The 21,180-nt window shown below is 43.1% G+C and carries 13 protein-coding genes and 1 pseudogene; 2 read left to right on the top strand and 12 right to left on the bottom strand.

Features of this window, described 5'->3' with window-relative positions; translation table 11 throughout:
• Positions 1-74: 74 nt before the first annotated feature.
• Positions 75-1,373 carry a hypothetical protein gene (locus ACYVRH_RS16545; RefSeq protein WP_461257944.1) on the bottom strand — a complete coding sequence of 433 codons (1,299 nt, stop codon included), beginning with the start codon at positions 1,371-1,373 and terminating at the stop codon, positions 75-77.
• 144 nt (positions 1,374-1,517) lie between these two features.
• Here ACYVRH_RS16545 and ACYVRH_RS16540 point away from each other — a divergent pair, with 144 nt between their 5' ends.
• Positions 1,518-3,032 carry a tetratricopeptide repeat protein gene (locus ACYVRH_RS16540; protein WP_461257943.1) on the top strand — a complete coding sequence of 505 codons (1,515 nt, stop codon included), beginning with the start codon at positions 1,518-1,520 and terminating at the stop codon, positions 3,030-3,032.
• 167 nt (positions 3,033-3,199) lie between these two features.
• Here ACYVRH_RS16540 and ACYVRH_RS16535 read toward each other — a convergent pair whose 3' ends face one another.
• The 8 genes and pseudogenes from ACYVRH_RS16535 to ACYVRH_RS16500 form a co-directional block, all read right to left on the bottom strand.
• Positions 3,200-5,383: a dipeptide/oligopeptide/nickel ABC transporter permease/ATP-binding protein gene (locus ACYVRH_RS16535; RefSeq protein ID WP_461257942.1), complete on the bottom strand. Its 2,184-nt coding sequence runs from the start codon at positions 5,381-5,383 to the stop codon at positions 3,200-3,202.
• 3 nt (positions 5,384-5,386) lie between these two features.
• Complete coding sequence (locus tag ACYVRH_RS16530) at positions 5,387-6,472, bottom strand: ABC transporter permease (protein ID WP_461257941.1); 1,086 nt, start codon at positions 6,470-6,472, stop codon at positions 5,387-5,389.
• A 70-nt stretch (positions 6,473-6,542) separates the two neighbouring features.
• The gene (locus ACYVRH_RS16525; protein ID WP_461257940.1) at positions 6,543-9,110 is read right to left on the bottom strand and encodes a methyl-accepting chemotaxis protein; all 2,568 of its coding nucleotides are present in this window, start codon (positions 9,108-9,110) and stop codon (positions 6,543-6,545) included.
• 132 nt (positions 9,111-9,242) lie between these two features.
• On the bottom strand, positions 9,243-11,804 hold the full coding sequence (locus ACYVRH_RS16520) for a methyl-accepting chemotaxis protein (protein WP_461257939.1): 2,562 nt from the start codon (positions 11,802-11,804) through the stop codon (positions 9,243-9,245).
• Between the two features lie 169 nt (positions 11,805-11,973).
• Entirely contained in the window at positions 11,974-14,172 is a 2,199-nt protein-coding gene (locus tag ACYVRH_RS16515) for a methyl-accepting chemotaxis protein (RefSeq protein WP_461257938.1), read from the bottom strand.
• A gap of 28 nt (positions 14,173-14,200) precedes the next feature.
• A pseudogene (locus ACYVRH_RS16510) lies at positions 14,201-15,427 on the bottom strand (methyl-accepting chemotaxis protein); the annotation flags it as partial.
• A gap of 202 nt (positions 15,428-15,629) precedes the next feature.
• Positions 15,630-16,304 (bottom strand): PDC sensor domain-containing protein, encoded by a 675-nt coding sequence (locus tag ACYVRH_RS16505; RefSeq protein WP_461257937.1) that lies wholly within the window; start codon positions 16,302-16,304, stop codon positions 15,630-15,632.
• A 199-nt stretch (positions 16,305-16,503) separates the two neighbouring features.
• Positions 16,504-17,985, bottom strand: coding sequence for a diguanylate cyclase (locus tag ACYVRH_RS16500; protein WP_461257936.1), 1,482 nt, complete (start codon positions 17,983-17,985; stop codon positions 16,504-16,506).
• A gap of 4 nt (positions 17,986-17,989) precedes the next feature.
• Between ACYVRH_RS16500 and ACYVRH_RS16495 the strand changes: the two genes are divergently transcribed.
• Positions 17,990-18,115, top strand: coding sequence for a hypothetical protein (locus ACYVRH_RS16495; RefSeq protein ID WP_461257935.1), 126 nt, complete (start codon positions 17,990-17,992; stop codon positions 18,113-18,115).
• Positions 18,116-18,599: 484 nt separating this feature from the next.
• Here ACYVRH_RS16495 and ACYVRH_RS16490 read toward each other — a convergent pair whose 3' ends face one another.
• From ACYVRH_RS16490 to ACYVRH_RS16480, 3 genes are all read right to left on the bottom strand, one after another.
• Positions 18,600-18,824 carry a DUF6722 family protein gene (locus ACYVRH_RS16490; RefSeq protein ID WP_461257934.1) on the bottom strand — a complete coding sequence of 75 codons (225 nt, stop codon included), beginning with the start codon at positions 18,822-18,824 and terminating at the stop codon, positions 18,600-18,602.
• Between the two features lie 160 nt (positions 18,825-18,984).
• A complete protein-coding gene (locus tag ACYVRH_RS16485; RefSeq protein WP_461257933.1) occupies positions 18,985-20,493 on the bottom strand; it encodes a leucine-rich repeat domain-containing protein in 1,509 nt (502 codons plus the stop codon).
• Between the two features lie 12 nt (positions 20,494-20,505).
• Entirely contained in the window at positions 20,506-20,970 is a 465-nt protein-coding gene (locus ACYVRH_RS16480) for a hypothetical protein (protein ID WP_461257932.1), read from the bottom strand.
• Positions 20,971-21,180 lie beyond the last annotated feature (210 nt).

The following is a 21,180-nucleotide window of genomic DNA, read 5'->3' as shown; positions in this document are numbered from 1 at the left end:
ATATTTTAGTTTATTGCGGCAGAGAGCGGGCGTTGTTTTTCGGCTTGCTGCGCGGTAAACCTAAAAGATGTCAATCACCCCCCAATCTCCAACGCATATACAATAATTGAATTGCTTCCCTCGTTAATCGCCCAATAAACTTTACCATTATGCGGATTGAAACGCAAAGTATCGTTAATATTCAGGCGAATACCCTTTAGTTCCTGCGGCTCTGAAATTGCCTTGCCTTTTTCATCTATGAGGAGCATATAGGTAGATAGATATTCCGTCTTGACGCTTTCGATAATATTCGCGGCTTGAGTGGAAAACTTAAAAACTTCCCATAATAGCAGATAACGATCGGTATCAACTTGGACAATTTTGGGGTGACCGGCGTGTCCGTCGTTCCTTGTGTATTTTGTCAAATAAATTGGAGCGGAGCAGGAAGACATATTTTCATCAAAAGTAAGCACAAAAAGATTTCGTGGATTATTTATTTCTCTTCCGTATGTTCCGGCAAAGATATAACCGTCGGAAGTTTTTGCCAAGCCGCCCATTTCCGCGTATGTCGCATTTGCCCCTATCGCACCCGGAAAACCGAACGCGTGAACCCGTTTAGTGGCGCTTTTATTTAAAAATTTAGCAAAAGTAAAACTTCTTGGATACGCGTCTCCGTGATCGGCAAAAACAAAACCGTTATCAATGGGAAGGATAAACTCATTAAAAGAATGGCTGACATAGGGCATTTCTAGATAGCCTCCGTTTCTTTCGGCATTTGTCGCGGCTCCCTTATCAATTCTTTCAAACGTATCTTTATCCAGCACAAAACCGTAAGACGCCTGATGACCGCTAAACATTAGACGGGAAAAATAAACCGCAAGCATGGAACTGGATAATTCAAGACGGCAGGTTCCTGACCTAAACGGATTCTTTATTCCGTCAAAACTATTTGGAGCTTGCGCCTTAAGTTTATAAGTTTTGATTTTTTCACCGTCTTTATCATATTTAACCATTGCCATATTTTCCATATTTTGATTGACTGCCTGGATTCCGTAGAAAAAATAATAGTTGCCGTCACCGTCTTTGGTAAAAGCGCCTAACGAGCCAAGTTCATTTTGAAATGACAATGTTTTTTGTTCTTTCAGATTGATGTCATACTCATATATGTAGGTGTTTTTCGCGTCTGAAGAACAGACCGTTACGGAACCGTTGTTATTAACAAAAGTTAAAACAGAGGGAAGATATGCATTATAACGAATATACAAATTTCCGATATTATCGACGGAATCGCTGATGTTATAATTAACTTCCATACGCGCTTGTGTCAGTTGTTGCGCGGCAAGATTGATAACAAATAAACCCGCCATAAGAACAAACAAAATAATACGTTTCATTTTAACACCCCTTTTAAGACAGTTAATAGTATAAAGATTTTTTCTTTCATAATCAAGCCAAAAGGTGTCAGTCACCCTCCATAGGGTGACAGTCACCCTATATTGCAATCCGCTCCATAACCCTGTATAATAAAAAAATCAGAGATGAAGCCTATAAATCAATTTATAATAACTGCGCTTTTTTTATTTACAGCCCTCGCCATATCCGCGCAACAATATGACGATGTAAATAATTTTAAGACGCAGATTTTGGAAAGCGGCGAGGGAATATCTATCATTGGTTACACGGGAGCGGAAAAGACGGTAATTATTCCGCCTGTGTTACGTGATTTGCCGGTTAGCGAAATTGGCAGGGAGGCGTTTTTTAACAAAAAAGGCCTTACCCGTATTATTATTCCTAAAAGCGTTTTTATAATTGGATATTGGGCGTTCAGATGGAACAATATCGACAGCGTAGAAATTCCCGATGGCGTTGGTTATATCGGGGAAAGGGCATTTGCAAAAAATAAACTTACCGAATTGACCATACCGAACAGCGTTGCCGGCATCGGATATTTAGCGTTTGAAGAAAATGATATAACGCGGATAACCATAGGAGAAGGCGTCGCGCTGGATAGTTCATTTGGTTACAGAGGTTTTGGCGACAGCTCTTTTGATGATTTTTACGAAAAGAATAAATGCATGGCGGGAACTTATCAGCTTTTTGGCAACAAGTGGCAGTTTACAGGTATTTCGGCGGACGAACGGGCAAAGGCCATTGCCGCTATGGAGGAACGTCCGCTTCCGCCAATCTCGTTTGTATGGAACGGCCGAGGCGTATACCGTGATTCAAAAGGCCGTCACAATGAAGCTATTGCGGACTATACCGAAGCGATCCGCTTAAATCCTAAATGGAATCTCCCCTGGTACAACAGAGGTTATTCCCGTTTGCAAACAGGCGATTATGACGGCTCTATTGCCGATTCCACCGAAGCTATCAATATACGAACATATTTTTCCAATGCTTTTGTAAATCGAGGCATGGCCTATAAGCTCAAAGGCGATCTTGACGCGGCACTTGCCGATTACAACGAGGCAATTCGTATTAATGGACGGGACTCTATCGTGTACAATAACCGAGGTAATGTGTACCTTGCCCAAAATGAGTATGAAAAGGCGTTAGCTGATTATCAAAAAGCTCTTCAGTTAAGACCGGATTATGTAGATGCCCACAATAACCTTGGCGTGCTGTACATGGATATGGAGGAATATGACAAAGCGCTTACGGAACTTAACGAAGCGATACGTCTTAACAGTAATTATGACAAGGCATGGTGCAACAAGGGAAATGTTTATTATCAGCTTGAAAATTACGAGGCGGCTCTGGAAAATCTCACCGAAGCGCTCCGTCTTAATCCTAAGGACGCTTATACCTTGCTCAAGCGCGGCGATACTTATCTGGAACTGAAAGACACTGACAGCGCCATTGCCGATTATACCGATGTGATCCGTCTTGATCCGCTGAATAGCTCCGCGTACAATAACCGCGCCGTGGCGCATAAAAGAAAAGGCGACAATAAACAGGCCATTGCCGATTTGGTCCGCGCTCTGGAAATTGACCCCGATAACGAACTATATAAACGCAACCGCGATAAATTGTTAGCTAAAGATGAAGAATAAAAAATAATTTACCACGAACCACACGAACAGGAAGCGAATGAAGATAACGAACAAAAACTACTTATACCTTCGTTCCTGTCTAACGCGCTTATCTGTGGTAAACTCTAATCCCTCTTCGTTCGCTCTGGTTCGTGTGGTTCGTGGTAGAATTCTTGGTAAATCTTTCGTTATCCAATACAGCAGCGCAACTCATGCCCATCCTTGACTTGCAGAGCAGGAATTTCCCGTGTACATTCAGCCCCTGCCTTTTCACAGCGAGGCGCGAAGGGGCATCCGGGCTGCGGATTAGCAGGATCGCTCACTTTTCCCGGAATGGTTAAAAGACGCTCTTTGGAATAATGACTCCCGAAGCGCGGAGAGGCGGCAAGGAGAACGGCAGTGTAGGGGTGGAGCGGGTTATTTGTAATTTCAGCCGCGCCTGCGGATTCCATTATAAGGCCGCCGTACATCACCATTATGCGATCTGATATTTCCGCTACTAAATCAATGTCATGGCTGATAAAGATGATTGAAATATTGCGCTTTCGCCGCAGGGCTTTTAAAAGTTCCACTATCTGTTTTTGAATTGTCAAATCAAGCGCCGTGGTCGGCTCATCTGCGATTAAAAGTTCGCAGCCCTGCGCAAGGGCAAGGGCGATTCCTATGCGCTGGAGCTGTCCGCCGGAAAATTGATGCGGAAAATTAGATAGGCGCTCAGTGCCGTTATCAAGCCCCGTTTCTTCAAGAAGAGACGCGGCGCGTTTTGCGGATTCTTCTTTGGTAATGTCAGGCTCAGTGTTTCTGAACGTTTCAAAAAATACGCCGCCTATGTTTTGGAGCGGATCATAAGAGCGTCCCGGCTCCTGAAAAATCATGCCTATTTTTTTCCCTCTGTATTCACGTAACGCCTCTGTTTCAAGATTTATTAATTCCTTGCCCTCATAGCAAATAGACCCGTAAATATCCGCGTTTTTAGGATGAAGTCCGGGAATCGCCAAAGTGCTTACGCTTTTTCCAGAGCCGCTTTCCCCTACAATGCCTAATGTTTCACCTTTTTGCAGGGTAAATGAAACTCCGCGTACCGCTTGAATGCCGACATAGTCTCTGCCGCGTTGGACGTTGAAAGTTACAGTGAGATCGCGGACTGCCAGAAGTGGAGTGAGCAGTGAGGAGTGAGGAGTGAGGAGTGAAGAGTGGGGTAGCGGCGTTGTCGCTTTGGGGAGTGGGGTAATAGCGTTGCTGTCTTGGGGAGCGGGGAGACGGGAACGGGGATTGAAAAATCGGGAAATTTTTTGAAGCAATTTTATTAATCGCCATTTTTCATTTTTGGTTCCGCCTATATGATACGGATCAAAGAAGTCCCTGAGAGCGTCTCCTATGAAATTAAAGCCTAAAGTTACGCCTAACAAAAACCATACGGGAGTTAAAAGCCATGGGAACGCTCTTAAATTCGCTATTGTTGACAAATCGCGCTTAATAAGGGAACCCCAGCTTACGGCGGGGTCGGTAATGCCCAATCCAAGATAGGAAAGAACCGTCTCCGTCATGATAAAACCCGGAATGCTAAGGGCTACGCTGACAATAAGAAGGCTCGCTATTTGCGGAATTATGTGCCTGAAAATAATTGTCACGGAGGGAATCATTTCCAATTTAGCGTTAAGGACAAATTCTTCGCGCTTTATCGCGTGTACCATGCCCCTTATCGTGCGGGCGGAGCCTGGCCAACCTACAAGGGAGAGTATTACCGTTATCATCATGTAAGACTGGCCTGGATCCATGTTAGATGCCATAAGGGAGCGCAGAAAAAGTATCAGGTACAGGGACGGGATAAGCATTAAAAATTCTGATGTTCTCATGATGGACCAATCAGTAAAACCGCCGAAGAAACCCGCAAGGCCTCCTGCAAGCCCGGCAAGGGCAAGTGAGATAAATGTCGCTACAAAACCGATAGTAAGGGAGACGCGCGAACCGTAGACAATGCGTGAAAAAAGATCCCTTCCAAGATTATCCGCGCCCATGAGGAAAACCGGATAATCGCCCTGTGCGGTTGTAAAAAGATGGCGGTTTGCGGGAATGAATCCCCACAGCATATACGGCTCCCCTTTACCGAATAATTTAATTTGGGAATAAAGATCGCGGATGCGCACATACTTCCATGTCACGGTATTTGTCGTCCGCATTTCCTGCGCCTGAAATTTTCCCTTGTAAAAACGGGCATTGGGCGGGTGGTAACTTTTATCCGCAAAAGAGGTGTTAGGCGAATATGGGGCAAAAAATTCCGCAAAGAGCATCACAAAGTAAAGAGCGGCAAGGCAGATAAATGAAATTATGGCAACTGGCCTAATTTTTATATAGTTAAAAAACTTTTTCACGTTTTACTCTTTCCCGTACCTGATACGGGGGTCTACAAGAGCCAGCATTATGTCAGCTAACACCATGCCTGTCAGCACAAGGAAAGAAATAAACATTATGTTTGCCAGCACAAGATTAATGTCCTGTTGAAGAACGGCTTCGTACATGAGCCTTCCCACGCCGGGGTAGGCAAAAATTATTTCCAGTATCAGTGAGCCGGAAAACAGGCCGGCTAAAAGATTGGCGCTTCCCGTGATATAGGGGTTAAGCGTGTTGCGGAAAGCGTGGGCGAAATAAACGCGCCATTCGGCTATGCCGCGTGAGCGCAATGACATGATGTAAGGTTGTCCAAGCTGGTCAAGCATGGTGGCGCGGATCATTCTTAAGGAACCGCCAATCCCGCCTAAGAACGAAGCAAAAAGCGGCAGGAATATGTGATGCATATAAGAGAAAACAAACTTGCCGGGAGCCTGTGAAAAAGGAAAGGGCGGGTATGCCGTTACGGGAAAAAGTCCCGATACGGAGGCGAAGAGCTGTAATAGTATAAGAAGCAGTAATCCGGGGAAGGCATGAAGCACAAGGGCGAAAAATGTTACTGCGTAATCGGCTTTTGTCCCCGCCTTAGTGGAAAAATAAACGCCTAACGCGAATGAAAAAATTGTGATAAAAACAAGCGATATAATATTTAAGATTAATGAATTTACTATTCTTGTGGAAAGCAGAAAAGAAACAGGCGCGCGTGAAATCAAACTTACTCCGAGGTTATGCTCAACAATAACGCGTTTAAGCCAGAGAAAATACTGTTGATAAAACGGCTTATCAAGCCCTAGTTCCGCTCTTCGGGCGGCAAGCTGATCATCGGTCATCGTTTGCCAGTTTTGCCCGGCTTTCCCCTGATTCTCGTTGAACATTTGCTGCATCATTATCTGATCTACAATGTCTCCGGGCGCGAGCGCCATAAGCCCAAAGACCGCAAGTCCTAGAAGGAAAAGCATAACAGACATGGTTATAAGCCTGTTTACAATGTAGGATAGGAGCGGAAAACGCTGTTTAAATAAACGCAGTGGTTTTAGTAAAATGCCGAGAATGTAATTAAATTTTTTCAGCATATTTCCTCTAAGGAAACATTTTAGACTTTAGGATAATATTAGTCAAGTTTTCATTATCCGCCGGATTAACTTAATTATTGACTATCTTTCGTATCCTGTTTTTCAGGTCTTCGTTATCGTAGGGCTTTTTGATATAATCAACCGCCCCCATTTCATGCGCGTGTGCTATGTCTTTCGGATCGTTTGAAGACGTAAAAAACGCTATCGGGGTGTCGTGCAAGCCGCCTATCGCTTTTATCCTGCCATAAGTATTCCATCCGTCCATATCCGGCATTATCAAGTCCAATAATATTAATTTTGGAACCAGCCCCTGATATAATAAAGCAAGCGCTTCTTTGCCCGATTTGGCGGCAGACACGTCATAATCATCCCGCAGTACAGTTTCCACCATTTCAAGATGGATGCCGTCGTCATCTACTATAAGTAGTTTTTGTTTCTCATTGCCTATGGAATCATTAAATTTTTGCGTTTCATGTTTTAATGATTCAAAGTTACGGTTGTTTTCCAAAGTCATATCATTAACATGGCTCACCGAAACATTTATCTGATTAATGCCTTTTAATATTTCATTCATGCCATTTACCGTTTTTTTACTGGTGTTTATGAATCCGTCCGTCTCCTTAACAAGAGTCTCTCCCGACTCCTCCATGTGATCAGAACCTTTTTTAACCGAGGCTGTTATTTCTCTAAGGTGGCCTATGGATTCCAGTATTTGCTTCCCGCCTATTTCCTGTTCTTCCATCGCATGAAGAATATTTTGTTCATGCTGTGAAACTGTTTTTACGCTTGTGTCTATGGCGCCAAAACGCGCCAAAACGTCATTGGAGGATTTGGTAATGTTGTCTATGGACGCTTTTATTTTTTTCAACATTGCCGCCGTGGTTTTTGACTGCTGGCTTGACGACTCGGCAAGTTTGCGGATTTCATCGGCGACTACGGCAAAGCCTCTCCCCGCTTCTCCGGCGTGTGCGGCTTCAATAGCCGCGTTCATCGAGAGCAGGTTTGTCTGGGCGGCGATATTGTTCATTACCGAGTTTATTTCCAATAGCCCCTCGGAATCATGGGATATTTCCTGTATCTCCTGCGCGACTAATTGGAGTCCGGTTTTCCCGTTTTCTGACGCTTCTGTCAGAACAGTGACATTTTTGCTGTTTTCAAATAATGTCTGGGTTACCGAATGAATGTTAGCTGTCATTTCTTCAATGGCGGAAGACGATACATTTACGCTTTCTGTTTGTTCTTCAATAATTTTTTTAAGGCTGTCAATGTTTACTTTAATATCCCCAACCGCCTTACCGGCTTCTTCCGCGCCTGTTTCCTGCTTGACCATGAGGGTTTTCATACTGTCAAGATTCGATGAAATCTGTTGAACGGCTGAAGAAGTATTGCCCATGTTAACTGAAAGTTCAAAACTGGTATGGTTAAGCCCGTTGATTTTGTATTTTATTGTTCTTACAAGTTCTCTGATTTTTCCTATCGTAAAGTTAAAGTCACGGGCAAGGTCGCCTATTTCATCTTTTGTTTCAACATTGACGTTTCGCGTCAGATCGCCTTCCGCTACAATTTTAAGCGTGTCGGCTACTTTAATAATTGGCTTGGTTGTTCTGCCCAGAACAAAATAAATAATTACTGCCGCCGCCGCAATGGCTATAAGAGCAAGAATAATGGTAAAGCTGGTAATACCCCTGACTTCTTTTAGAATATACGAATCCATGAATCCTATTATTATCATCCAGTTCACGTTTGAATCGCCGATAGTGAATGGCTGCATTACAAAATTGCAATTCTCTTTGAAATGCGTATCGTAAAAACTTAGATCAAAAGGCTTTCCGTCCAGTACTGCCTGATAAGCCTCTTGTTGGTGAGTGCCGTATTCAACATCAACTTCTTTTAAATTTTTGCCAATCCTCTCCGGAAGGAAATGTCCCATAATAGTCCCATTATTTGAATACATTACCATTACGGCGAGTTCTTTGTTATTTGCAAGAATATTCTCTATCGTAGTCTGTATTACATCAATAGCCAGAAGACAGCCCAATCCTCCCACTATCTCGTTGGTACGGGAATTAATGATGGGAACCATCATTTTAAACGCGAATGTGTCCTTCCCTTTTACTTTCCAAGGTTCAGGATTATCCACCCGGTCTTTGCGCGCATTGGGGCCGTTTAAATAATTCATGGTGTGTTCTATGTCAACGCTGGCTCTGCCAACAATCTGGCCGGTTTCCTGGCTGAATGTCATTGCGTACTGCCCCGTTGGGTTGGAGCCTGTCCGGCCTATAAAACGGCTGTCCATTCCGTCAATGGCGTTTGGTTTCCAGATCGTATACATTGTAATCATATTGGGTTCCGCTTCCAGGGCGGAATGAAGCATATCGTCATATCGGTCGCGCCGCTGCTCCGCCGGAATAGATTCATAATCGTTCATTACATTTGCCAAAGTATGTAACGCCCGTATATAGGCGTCTTCCCTGCCCTTCCAGTATTGGGCTTGCTCTCTGGCCATATACCTAAGGCCGCGTTTGTTGGCCTCCAGACTTATGCTGGACGCTTCCTGCAATAATACTACTGCAACTGCCGTTACAGCGACTGTCATAATAATGATTACTATGAGGCTCAATTTGAATTTAATCTTCATATTATTTCTCCTTCACAGTAATTATTTTACACCTGTAGGTATTATTTTGTCAAAAAAAAGTTGCTATTTATATTTCTTTGCGATTTTTTCATTAATATCGTATAATTTGACGGGGCAATCCGACAGTTTTGCTCATTTTTTGATGATTTTTCTTACCCTGTTTCTCAGATCGTCCTTATCATAGGGTTTTTTGATATAATCAACCGCCCCCATTTCATACGCCTGTTTTATGTCTTTCGGATCGTTTGAAACAGTAAAAAAAGCTATCGGAGTCTCATGCAAACCACTTATTGCTTTTATCCTGTTGAAAGTGCCCCATCCGTCCATATCCGGCATTATCAAGTCCAATAAAATTAATTGGGGAACAAGTCCCTGATAGAACAAACCAAGCGCTTCTTTGCCCGATGTGACGGTTGATACGTCATACTCATCCTGCAATACCGTTTTCACCATTTCAAGATGAATGCTGTCGTCATCCACCATTAGGATTTTTTTCTTCTCGTTGCCGGTGCTGTCATTAAATTTTTCCGTTTCTTGTTTTAATGATTCAAAGTTACGGTTGTTTTCCAAACTCATTTCGTTTACATGGCTCACAGAAACATTTATCTGATTAATGCCTTTCAGTATATCGTTCATGCCTTCCACGGTTTCTTTAGTGGTTTTTATGAATCCATCGGTTTCCTTAACAAGCGTCTGTCCCGATTCCGCCATGTTATCAGACCCTTTTTTAACCGAAGATGTTAAATCCCTCAGCCGGCTTATGGACTCCAGTATTTGTTTTCCGCCAACTTCCTGTTCTTCCATCGCATGAAGGATATTTTGCTCATGGTCGGAAACTGTTTTTACGCTTGAGTCTATAGCGCCAAAACGCGCCAACACCTCATTGGAGGATTTAGTAATGTTGTCTATGGACGCTTTTATTTTTTTCAGCATTGCAGCCGTGGTTTTTGACTGCTTACTTGATGATTCGGCGAGTTTGCGGATTTCATCGGCTACAACGGCAAAGCCCCTTCCTGATTCTCCCGCGTGTGCCGCCTCAATTGCCGCGTTCATCGAAAGCAGGTTTGTCTGGGCTGCGATATTGTTCATAACCGCATTAATTTCCAGCAACCCCTCGGAATCATGAGCTATTTCCAGTATCTCCTGCGCGACTAATTGGAGTCCTGTTTTCCCGTTTTCAGACGCTTCGGTTAACGTGCCGACATTTTTGCTGTTTTCAACCAGCGTTTTGGTTACCGAATTAATATTAGCCGTCATTTCCTCAATGGCAGATGACGACATATTTACGCTTTCAGTCTGTTTTTCTATCATCTTATTGAGGCTGTCAATATTTTCCTTAATATTCCCTACCGCCTTACCCGCTTCGGTTGCGCCGCTTTCCTGCTTGACCATAAGATTTTTCATGCTGTCAAGGTTCGAGCTAATCTGCTCCACCGCCGTCGAGGTTTTGCCCATATTGGCGGAAAGTTCAAAACTGGTATGGTTAAGCCCGTTGATTTTATATTTTATTGTCCATACGAGGTTTCTGATTTTTTCCATAGTCCTGTTGAAGTAGTTGGAAAGATCGCCGATTTCATCGTCAGACTTGACCGCTATTCGTTTGGTCAAATCGCCTTCGCCTTCGGATATGTCCTTTAAGGTTCCCGCTACATTAACGATTGGTTTACTGATGGACCGGGACAGGAATATGGCCGCTAAGCTTAAAATGAGTAATACTATGACGCTTATCGCTATGATTATGCTCAGCATTTGGTAAACCGGAGCCATTATCGTATTGTACATAATGGCTACCGCATAACTCCAGGGGGTTTTCGTTGTCCCGACAGTAATGGGAATGATAAATATTTTCATGTTCGTTTTCATTGCCGCAATGTAATTGGAAAAGGAAAATTGTTTGCCGGCTTTAACGGCGTTTACAAAATCATTTAGATACTTACCTGCCATGTCCGCTTCGGTATCCCTCATGTCTTTTCCGATACGGCTGGGGTCGAAACAGGCGGTAACCGTACCATTGTTGCTGAATACCGCAGTTACTGAATCGGGAAAAGGTTTTTGGGTTTGCGATATTTTCTGAATATCATCAAGGGGAAGATCAAGACCCACAACTCCTATGACTTTATTGTCCATGTGTATCGGAATGCAAATAGACGTCATCAATACCATTTTTCCGCCTACGTCATACAGATAGGGATCTAAAAGCGTTGGAACGCCTGAATTTCTTGGTAAAAGGTACGCTGGGTCTTCTAAATCTTCCAGAGCGATTAATTCGATTTTTCCGTTATCCCAGTAATAATAAGGAGAAAAACGTCCGCTGGGACCGGTTCCTTTTGTTCCTATATACTGCGTGTCTCCGCCTTCCAAAACATCCGGTTCCCATACGCACCACACAGCGGTAATTCCGGGGCTTTTCTGCGCCAGGCCTTCAAGTATTATATTAAATATATTACGGCGGTTAGAAGGGGTTATATTTTGATACTGTTCCATTATATCAGCTATGGTATCCAGTTTATCCATATATGATTCAAGAAAACTAGCAACATCGGCGGCAGAGTCATTGGCCATGCTGAGGGCGAATTGTTCTGAAAGATTGACGATGCTTGTTCGGGAACGGATAAGCAATGTAATGCTGACCGAAGCTATGGCGAATAAACCAAGAGCTACCATAATCGCCGTAAGTTTAATGTTTATTTTCATTTTGATTCTCCTAAATTACTAATATAATGTAATAATAATTGTCAGTCTATAAGTAGGATTTGTCAACAAAATTGTTATAAGAAAATCATGGAAAGATATTTACAAAAAGCGCGAATTTGTAAAAAAGAGATAACTCAATGGCTCGCATTAGTATATTATGACGGTTATTCTATTTATTCAGAATCTTGCCTATCCTTTTTTTCAGATCATCGTTATTGTATGGCTTTTTGATATAATCGACCGCCCCCATTTCATGCGCGTGTGCTATGTCTTTCGGATCGTTTGAAGACGTAAAAAACGCTATCGGGGTGTCGTGCAAGCCGCTTATCGCTTTTATCCTTTTGTAAGTATTCCAACCGTCCATGTCCGGCATTATCAAGTCCAACAATATTAATTGGGGTACAAGTCCTTGATAGAATAAGCCTAACGCTTCATTACCGGATTTAGCGGTAGTAACGTCATAATCATTCTGTAAAACCGTTTCTACCATTTCGAGGTGAATAACATCGTCATCTACTGTGAGGATTTTTAGTTTCTCGTTGCCGATTGAATCAACAAATTTTTCAGTTTCATTTTTTAACGATTCAAAGTTTTTGTTGTTTTCCTGACTCATGTCGTTTACATGGCTCACAGATACGTTTATCTGGTTTACGCCTTTCAGTATTTCGTTCATGCCTTCTACCGTTTCTTTGCTTGTTTTTATAAATCCGTCCGTTTCCTTGACTAAAGTCTCGCCTGATTTTGTCATGTCGTCAGACCCTTTTTTAACCGAGTGGGTTATGTCCCTTAAACGGCTTATGGATTCCAGTATTTGCTTGCCGCCTGTTTCCTGTTCTTCCATTGCATTGAGGATATTTTTCTCATGTTCTGAAACTGTTTTTACGCTTGAGTCTATTGCCCCGAAACGCGCTAACACGTCATTGGAAGATTTGGTGATGTTGTCTATGGACGCTTTTATTTTTTTGAGCATTGTAGCAGTGGTTTTTGATTGTTTGCTGGACGACTCGGCGAGTTTGCGGATTTCATCGGCGACTACGGCAAAGCCCTTTCCCGCTTCTCCGGCATGAGCCGCTTCAATCGCGGCGTTCATCGAAAGCAGGTTTGTTTGGGCGGCAATATTGTTCATCACTGAATTTATTTCCAGTAACCCCTCGGAATCATGGGCTATTTCCTGTATCTCCTGCGCTACTGTCTGGAGTCCGGTTTTACCGTTTTCGGACGCTTCCGTTAAAGTGGTGACATTTTTGCTGTTTTCAATCAGCGTTTGGGTTACCGAATGAATGTTAGCTGTCATTTCCTCAATGGCGGAAGACGACATATTTACGCTGTCGTTTTGTTCTTCAATAATTTTTTTAAGGCTGTCAATGTTTTCTTTAATTGCTTCTACAGCATTGCCGGCTTCTTCCGCTCCGTTTTCCTGTTTGACCATTAGCGTCTTCATGCTGTCAAGATTTGATGTAATCTGCTGAACGGCTGTAGAGGTTTTGCCCATATTAACAGAAAGTTCAAAACTGGTATGGTTAAGCCCGTTGATTTTGTATTTTATTGTCCCTATAAGGTTTCGTATTTTTTCCATTGTAAGATTAAAATAACCGGCCAGTTCCCCAATCTCGTCATCCCTGCCCGCTTCAATTCTTCCGGTCAAATCGCCTTCGCCCATTGAAATTTCTCTCAGGATAGAATTGATTTTGCCGAGAGGCGAAAAAATCTGCCGCAGTAAATACAAGACCAGCGCAAGGCCGAACAGTACGGAAATTCCCCCGATGATAATCTGCCGCCACACATTCGCAACGATGGTGTCATGAAGGTATTCACCGTCATAATCACAAGCGGCTATTCCCACAGTCTTCCCATTGGAATTTTTGATGGGAATGTAGAACGAAACCAGCCAACCCCATCCTTCCTGATTTACCAAATTGCCATGTTCCGTTTTTCCCGAAGTCCACGCTCTTCTGAATGCATTGTCATAACTGATGGTATCTTCCTCGTCCCCGATATTGGAGAAATTTTCAATGTCGTCCGGTTCCACGCTTCCGTCAATGACAAACTGCCAAATACTATCTTTTACCGGAGCCATAGTGTATAGATACTTACACCCTGAAAAGTTTTTTAATTCCAGCAATTTAACCCTGGTTTCTTCATAAAAGGGATCGCTTGAGTCCATGGATTTCGCAAGCACCTCAAAGGAATCTCCGTCAATAAGGGATGCCGCTTTATCCACAATGAAAGCTCCCTGTGTAGCAAAGGTCTCTGTAACTGTTTTTGACATTTTGCGTATTTCCAATATGGACATTATTCCAATCAGCGCAATAATAAAAACAGAGAAAAGAACTGCAAACCGGAATCTGAGAGATTTGAATAATTTCATTTTAAACTCCTCCTGCCGTATGCTTAAATTATTCCACTTTGAACCGCGATACTTCCCGCATTAAATCATTTATGGCTTCGCGGTTTTTGGTACTTACCCCATTGACGTGGTTTACCGCTAGATTTATATGATCCGCGCCAGTTGCCATCTCGTTCATGCCGCCGGTTATTTCCTGAGTTGCTTTTTCAAGATTACTGCTTTCCTGTATCACTTCCTTCGCGCCTTCAAGCATTTGATTGGACGCGCTTTTAACCTGCAAAGTTATTTCGTTTACTTCGCTGACACCTTCAAGTACCTGCTTGCTCCCCGTTGTCTGTTCCTCCATTGATTTGCGGATACTTTCTTCTTGATCCGCGACTGTTTTTACGCTTGTGTCAATCGCAGCGAATTTACCAAGCACGTTTTCCGTAGAATGCATTATTTTGTCAATTGAGCTTTTTATTTTTTTCAACACTGTGCCAATTGTTTTGGACTGTTCGCCGGAGCTTTCAGCCAGTTTGCGGATTTCATCGGCTACTACGGCGAAGCCCTTGCCCGCTTCCCCCGCGTGCGCCGCTTCTATAGCAGCGTTCATCGAAAGTAAATTTGTCTGGCTTGCGATGTTTTTCATCACAGCGTTAATCTCCAACAAGCCTTCGGATTCGTGGGATATTTCTTGAATGTCCCCCGCCATTTCCTGCAAGCCGGAGCGTCCCACTTCGGAGGCTTCCCTTAATGTCTTCACATTACTTGCGTTATTAATCAGCGTGTTGGTAACCGAACTGATATTTGCCATCATCTGCTCAATGGCGGACGAAGCTTGCGACATATGTATAGTCTGGTTTTCAACATGGTCATTGAGTTTATGAATGTTTACGGTAAGTTGTTCCATAGTCGCATGGGTTTCGCTGACGCTGGCGCTCTGGTTGATAATTCTGCCTTTGATACTCTGGATATTGGCGTTAATTTCGTTCACTGCGGCGGCGGTCTCGTTCATGTCGCTGGCAAGGTCGTTACCTATACCGGATAATGTCTCAGTTTCTCCTTTGACATTTACAATAAGGTTTTTTATTTTTTCCAATGTTTTGTTGAAGTAACGGGCAAGGTCGCCTACTTCGTCATTGGATTGTACCGGAATGGTCTGGGTTAAATCCCCTTCGCCTTCGGCAATGTCTTTTAGATTATTCGCCACACTGGCGACAGGTTTGGCAATTGACGTTCCGATAAAAAACGCTATGACAATTCCTACAATAATACTTATGATGCCTACTATAAGGATGGAATTCCTCTCTCCTATAAGCTGGTTGTCAATATCTTTCCTTTCAATTGAGCTGTACAATATCCAATTGTCGAATGTGGGAATTTCATTATAAGTACCTACTAATTTTTTTCCGTTATATGTATAATCTGTTTCTCCTTTTCTTTCCTTTTTTGATTTGGCAAGCATTGCCGCCAAAGTAGCAAACGCCGGATTGCTTTTAGCTTCTTCTTCCGGCATAAAACGTTTGATAACCATGTCTTTGTTTGGGTGGGCGATGGTAACCGCCTGCGCCTGAGAAACATCCATCATGTAACAATAGCCGCTTGGTAAGGAGTTTTTTTAAATTTGCAAGCATAATATCCGTCAAGTAATCTACGCCGTCCTTTTCCGCCATTAACACTCCGATGACGGGAGCGCCGCTTGCATTGCTTTGGAAAATTGGTACTGCCATTACAATTACCGGTTTGCCGGTTGCGCGGCTTACGACTATATCAATGTTGTTTTGTCCCGCCATTGCTTTTTTGAAATAAGACCTATCAACTACATTGTTGGTGGTGGTATTTACTATGCTCGTATACTTGCCGTCCGTTAAAACTAACGCCATTTGTTGGGCTTTAATGTGGGGAACTTCGGAGATTAGATCATTGTAGACAATCTCCCAATCCATAGTACGGATTCTGGGTCTGTTTGCAATTTCATAGAGTATGCTGAGTTCCCAGTTTAGAAGGGTACTCATAAGTTTTGCATTTGCCATGTTCTCAGCCTCTACCGCCCCTATAACGGAGTCTGTCAATGCTTTGGTACTGAGCCGCAGAGCTAACAGCCCAAGGCTGGCAGATGTTACAAACACGACAACGCCGATAAGCAGGGGAATCCTGACGCTTAATTTCATTCTTTTTCTCCTTTGCTATAAATAGCTTGTTCTATTATTTTTTTCTTTATAAGTTTCACTTGTTTTATGTTATACATGAACAAGGAAAAATCATGTCTGATTCTTATATACCGACTTCTAATAAAAGTTTTTAGTTTGATAAAAATTGTCATAATAAAAATAATTTTATAAAACAAGGCGCGACAAATATGCGACAAATTCAAGGGGTTTTCAAAAATGCGTACCTGTTACGCCCATTTTTTTTGGATTCATATAACGCTTCATCGGCGGCTTTGATATAATCGCCCCCATGTTGCAAAAGATTAATGATTCCAGTTGTACCGCCAATGGAGACAGTAACATAATCTGCTATATCGCTTGCTTTGTGGGGTATTTTGATCTCACGCATTTTTTCTAACATTTTATCCGCAATCAAGTGTGCTCCTTTGTCATCGGTATTCGGCAGGACAACGGTAAATTCTTCGCCGCCGTATCTTGCGATAAAATCATCGTCTCTGGTTATGCATTGGGAAAGGGCGGACGCTACCGCTGTAAGGCAGCTATCTCCCGCGTCATGTCCGTAAGCGTCATTGTATTTTTTAAAATAATCTATGTCTATCATTAATACGCTTAGGCTGCCTCTGGTACGGGAATGGAGTTTAATTATTTTTTTTAAGTTGCCGTCAAGATACCGCCTGTTGTAAATTCCGGTAAGCTGATCGATTATGGTCAAGTGGAAGAATTCACGGAAGGTTCCAACTTCGTCTTTATGATGTTCGCCTTCCTGGGGTTTCAAATCCCAGTCGGCAAAAGTTTGATTTATTGTTCTTACCACCTGGTTTAGCGGTTCAAGTATTACGAAAATAAATATATTGAAAAATACAAAAACGGCAAAAATGACCGTCATCATTATACTAAAAAGAACGGTCATGCCGGTATGGAGAAAGGCGGTATTTGTAAAAGGAAGCACGGCGGTTATATGCCAGTCTAAAACCGGAATAAAACCGATTGCGGCTATTTCCTTATTGTCTTTTATCCATGTGTATTTTATTTCCTCATCTTTTAATCTTTTTGTCATGGAAATAAGTTTCTCGCCAATTTGACCAAGAGCTTCAGTTATTTTTGCCTTGTTAGCGGCTAGACTGATGTTGTTTGCCCCTGTTATTTCCCCGGCTGAGTTGAAAAAATACAGTTCCGCATCCCCATTGTAATCTTTATATATGCCATTAATAAAATCGGTCAGATTCACTCCCGCCCCTACAATGCCGAGGGGTTTATGCCGATTGTCGTAAACCGCCGTGTTAATCCAGATGTTGGTTACGTTTAAGTCGGGGTTAAAATTGATATTGAAATTGTATTTTTCCGACTGATTCATGGTCATTGAATACCAGTAATTACTTGGATTTTCCGTATCAACGGTATATGCGTAGCCGTCATTGAAAAAGAATTTTTTATCTTTATCATTTACCCAAAATATCGCGCTGTGTTCTAGGGACTTTTGGTATCCGGCTATTTCAGCTAATGCCATTTGCTTCATTCTTTCGTCGTCGGGGTTAAGGAAGTGCCACTGTATCAAGGGGGAATCAGCCATTCTTAAAATAATGGCAATTTCACTGTTTATGGACGCTTCCAGTTTTAGCCGTTCAATTTCAATAATTTGCGTTAATTCTTGTCCGGCGTTATCATACTGGATTTTGTTCATTAAAATGATAAATGTTAAACTTCCGGGAATGAAGATGAGCAGAAACAAAATAGAAGAAAAAGCGATAAATCTGCGCCGCATGGAAGTCTGGCGTTTTTTGGAAACTGGTATTGAAAAAATGTTGTTATAGTCCATTGTACTAAAAATTATACAAAACGAAGTGCGACAAATGTGCGACAAAAAAATAGTACCGCCAATTTCTTGGCGGCACTAGGGGAAATCCGTGACGGAAAAGGAGTGAACCGACACGGTGTTTTTTTTAGTGTAAAAATTATACAAAACAAGGTGCGACAAATGTGCGACAGATAGAGGGTTTTTAAAAAAATGTGAAACAAAAACACGCCTGATCACGATTCCGGTGTCAAGCGCGGGGTACTAATTCCGAACAACCCTATTTTCTTTTAACTAGCGGTTGACATCATTACTTTTTCACGTACCATGTCGCCTATTACTTGTTTTGGAGCGCCCACGCTTCTTCGTCAGTCGGTTTTTTTGCCATTAGGCGGCTTTAGGCTCGTTGTGCTTTTCCCATTGGTTTTCACGCCACAAACAGACACAACCTAAAACAACGAGTGGAACGGTACAAACTGCCATAAATACTACTAACCACATAATTAACTCCTGCTCTTTTTTCGTGAAGAAAATATCAATCCGGTGACTGCTAAAATCACAAAAACAACACAGCCCGCCGCTATTAAAATATACTGCGGCAATTCGCCTTTTAATATTCCCCCCAAAATGAAACTGGCAAACGTCAATTTTGACAAATCCAGTAATAACTTGCCAAGATTTTCTCTAAATTCCGGGTTTGGCTGTATTGGTTTTTTTTCTTTTCCCATGCCTATAATATACCTCTTTTCTACCTGAAAGTCAAGCCGACAAAAAAAAGTGCCGCCAATTTCTTGACGGCACTAGGGGAAACCCGCAAGGAGGAACGGGGCGTTACTCTAATTAGCGGGTAGTGAATAGAAACTCTAATCACTACCATTTGTTTCTTTGTTACGGCTGTTTCGTCCACGTCGAACTACTGCTTACCGGTGCGGTTGTTTTATACGTTCCAGCCGTTCCGTTAGTTGAGTCCGTTGCGTAAAACTTGTCACGCAAGTCGCCATCAAACGCATTATCAGTAAACCTATCCGAAGGGATCGTGCCTTTAAAGGTTACGCTGGTAAGGCTGGTACAACCGTAAAAAGCATTATGCTCAATGCTGGTAACGCTGTCGGGTATATCTATGCTGGTAAGGTCGCAACCGGCAAAAGCGCCATCTCCAATGCTGGCAACCTTACTGGTTGGCGTAAAGGTTACGCTTTCAAGGTTGTTGCAAGATCCAAAAGCCCAATTTCCAATGCTGGTAACGCCGTTTCCTATGCTTACGCTTTCAAGTTTTTCGCAATACCTAAAAGCTTCATCCCCAATGCTTTTAACGCTGTCGGGTATGAATACGCTGGCAAGGTTGGCGCTTCCTTGAAAAGAAAACTCCTCAATTACGGTAACGCTGTCCGGCACGTTAAAAGAAACGCCTGTTTTCTCAGCCGGATAATGTATTAGGGTAGTTTTATTTTTGTTATACAGTACGCCCTGTTCAGAACTGTAGTTTTGATTATTGGGATCAACGTTTATTGCGCTAAGGTCGTAACAGCCCAGAAATGCGAGCTTGCTGATAACCTTTACCGTGTCGGGGATGCTTATGCTGGTAATATCAAGCCACTGAAATGATTCTTTGGCAAAGTTACTCTCATTATCATAATCAACGCCGATTTCCGTTATTGCCCTGCCGTTGTGGGTTGCCGGTATTATCACATCGCCTGAGGTTATACTGCCTGCCCAGATGCGGTAGGTTCCGGCATTGGGGCCGCTGTAGAGAAATTCAAAGGCAAAGCCCGGCGTGCCATAGTCGGTGGCGGCGATAACATAGACCGCCGCGCTGGTTTTATGATTATACCCTTCCGCTCTTACGGTAACTGTGTAGCTTCCCGGTTCGGTAGGCGTGTACTTGCTGGAGTTTGTGCCTACAGGGATTCCGTCTTTTTCCCACCGATAATTGACGGTTTCACCCCCGCTGTACGTTGCAGTCAGTTCTGTGTCGACGGTAACGCCGCTGTTGTGGCTGATAGTGATTGTTCCCGAAAGATTGGGAAGGGATGGATCGCTTACATCAACCACCGCGCTGGTTTTTGGGTTGTACCCTTCCGCGCTTACCGTTACGGTGTAAGTTCCCGCTGTGGTCGGCGTGTATTTTTTGGAATTTGCGCCGACATCGATTCCGTCTTTTTTCCATTGGTAGCTGACAGGTTCGTTTCCGCTGTACGTTGCGGTCAGTTCCGTGTTGATGGTAACGCCGCTTGCGGGGCTAACAGTGATTGTTCCGCTCAGGTTGACGTTGATTGTGTCGGAATTTGTCTTGGTAACGGCGGCTGTATCTTTCTGTAGAAAGTAGTTTTCGCAGGCGGTTGTAATGAGTGCAACTCCCAGAACTGCTAACATCAGGTTTCTTTTAATGGTTTTCATAAATGCTCCTTTTTATTTGAATTTATATCCGGTCATTACCCCAATGCCAAAGATAAAGGGGTAGCCGATACGTCCGTAAGGTTCGAGATAAAACGAGGAACCTAAAGGCAGTCGGTAACCGCCTCGCAGTCCTCCCAAAAAGTACGGGCTTAATTCGCCGTCTTCCAGCATAAGGAAAGCTCCCAAATCGGCCTGGAGAAAAAACCCCGTATGCCCTTTCCCCATAAAATACCAGCGGATCATGTCGGCAACTTCAAAGACGACCGCATTGGTAAAGTTATAGCTGGCGCAAAAATTCAAGCCCAGGGCGAGGGACCGGGGAAGGGTGTAGTCAAAACCGAAAGCCGCGCCGCCGCCGAAGTCTTTCCTTGAATTCATGTTCCACTCAAGCCCGATGCCCAGAGCGGCTTTATTCTCTTGCGCGTAAAGGTTCATGCCGGCAAGAACCAGCACGGCAAGAAGGATAATTTTTTTCATATATAACGCCTCCTTAATTAATTTGAATAAAAATTATACAAAACAAGGCGCGACAAATGTGCGACAGATAGAGAAGTTTTTAACAGATTTTTATTTATTTTTTAGTGCGACAAAAGCGCGATAAAAATAGTGCCGCCGACAAATTGACGGCACTAGGGAAACCCCGCAAGGAGGAACGGGGCGGACATAGTTGGTAACGCAGAACGGCGA

This window comes from Treponema sp. R80B11-R83G3 (genome assembly GCF_054786115.1).
Note: the sequence above shows the minus strand (reverse complement) of the source record. Positions and strands in the feature narration are given on the sequence as shown.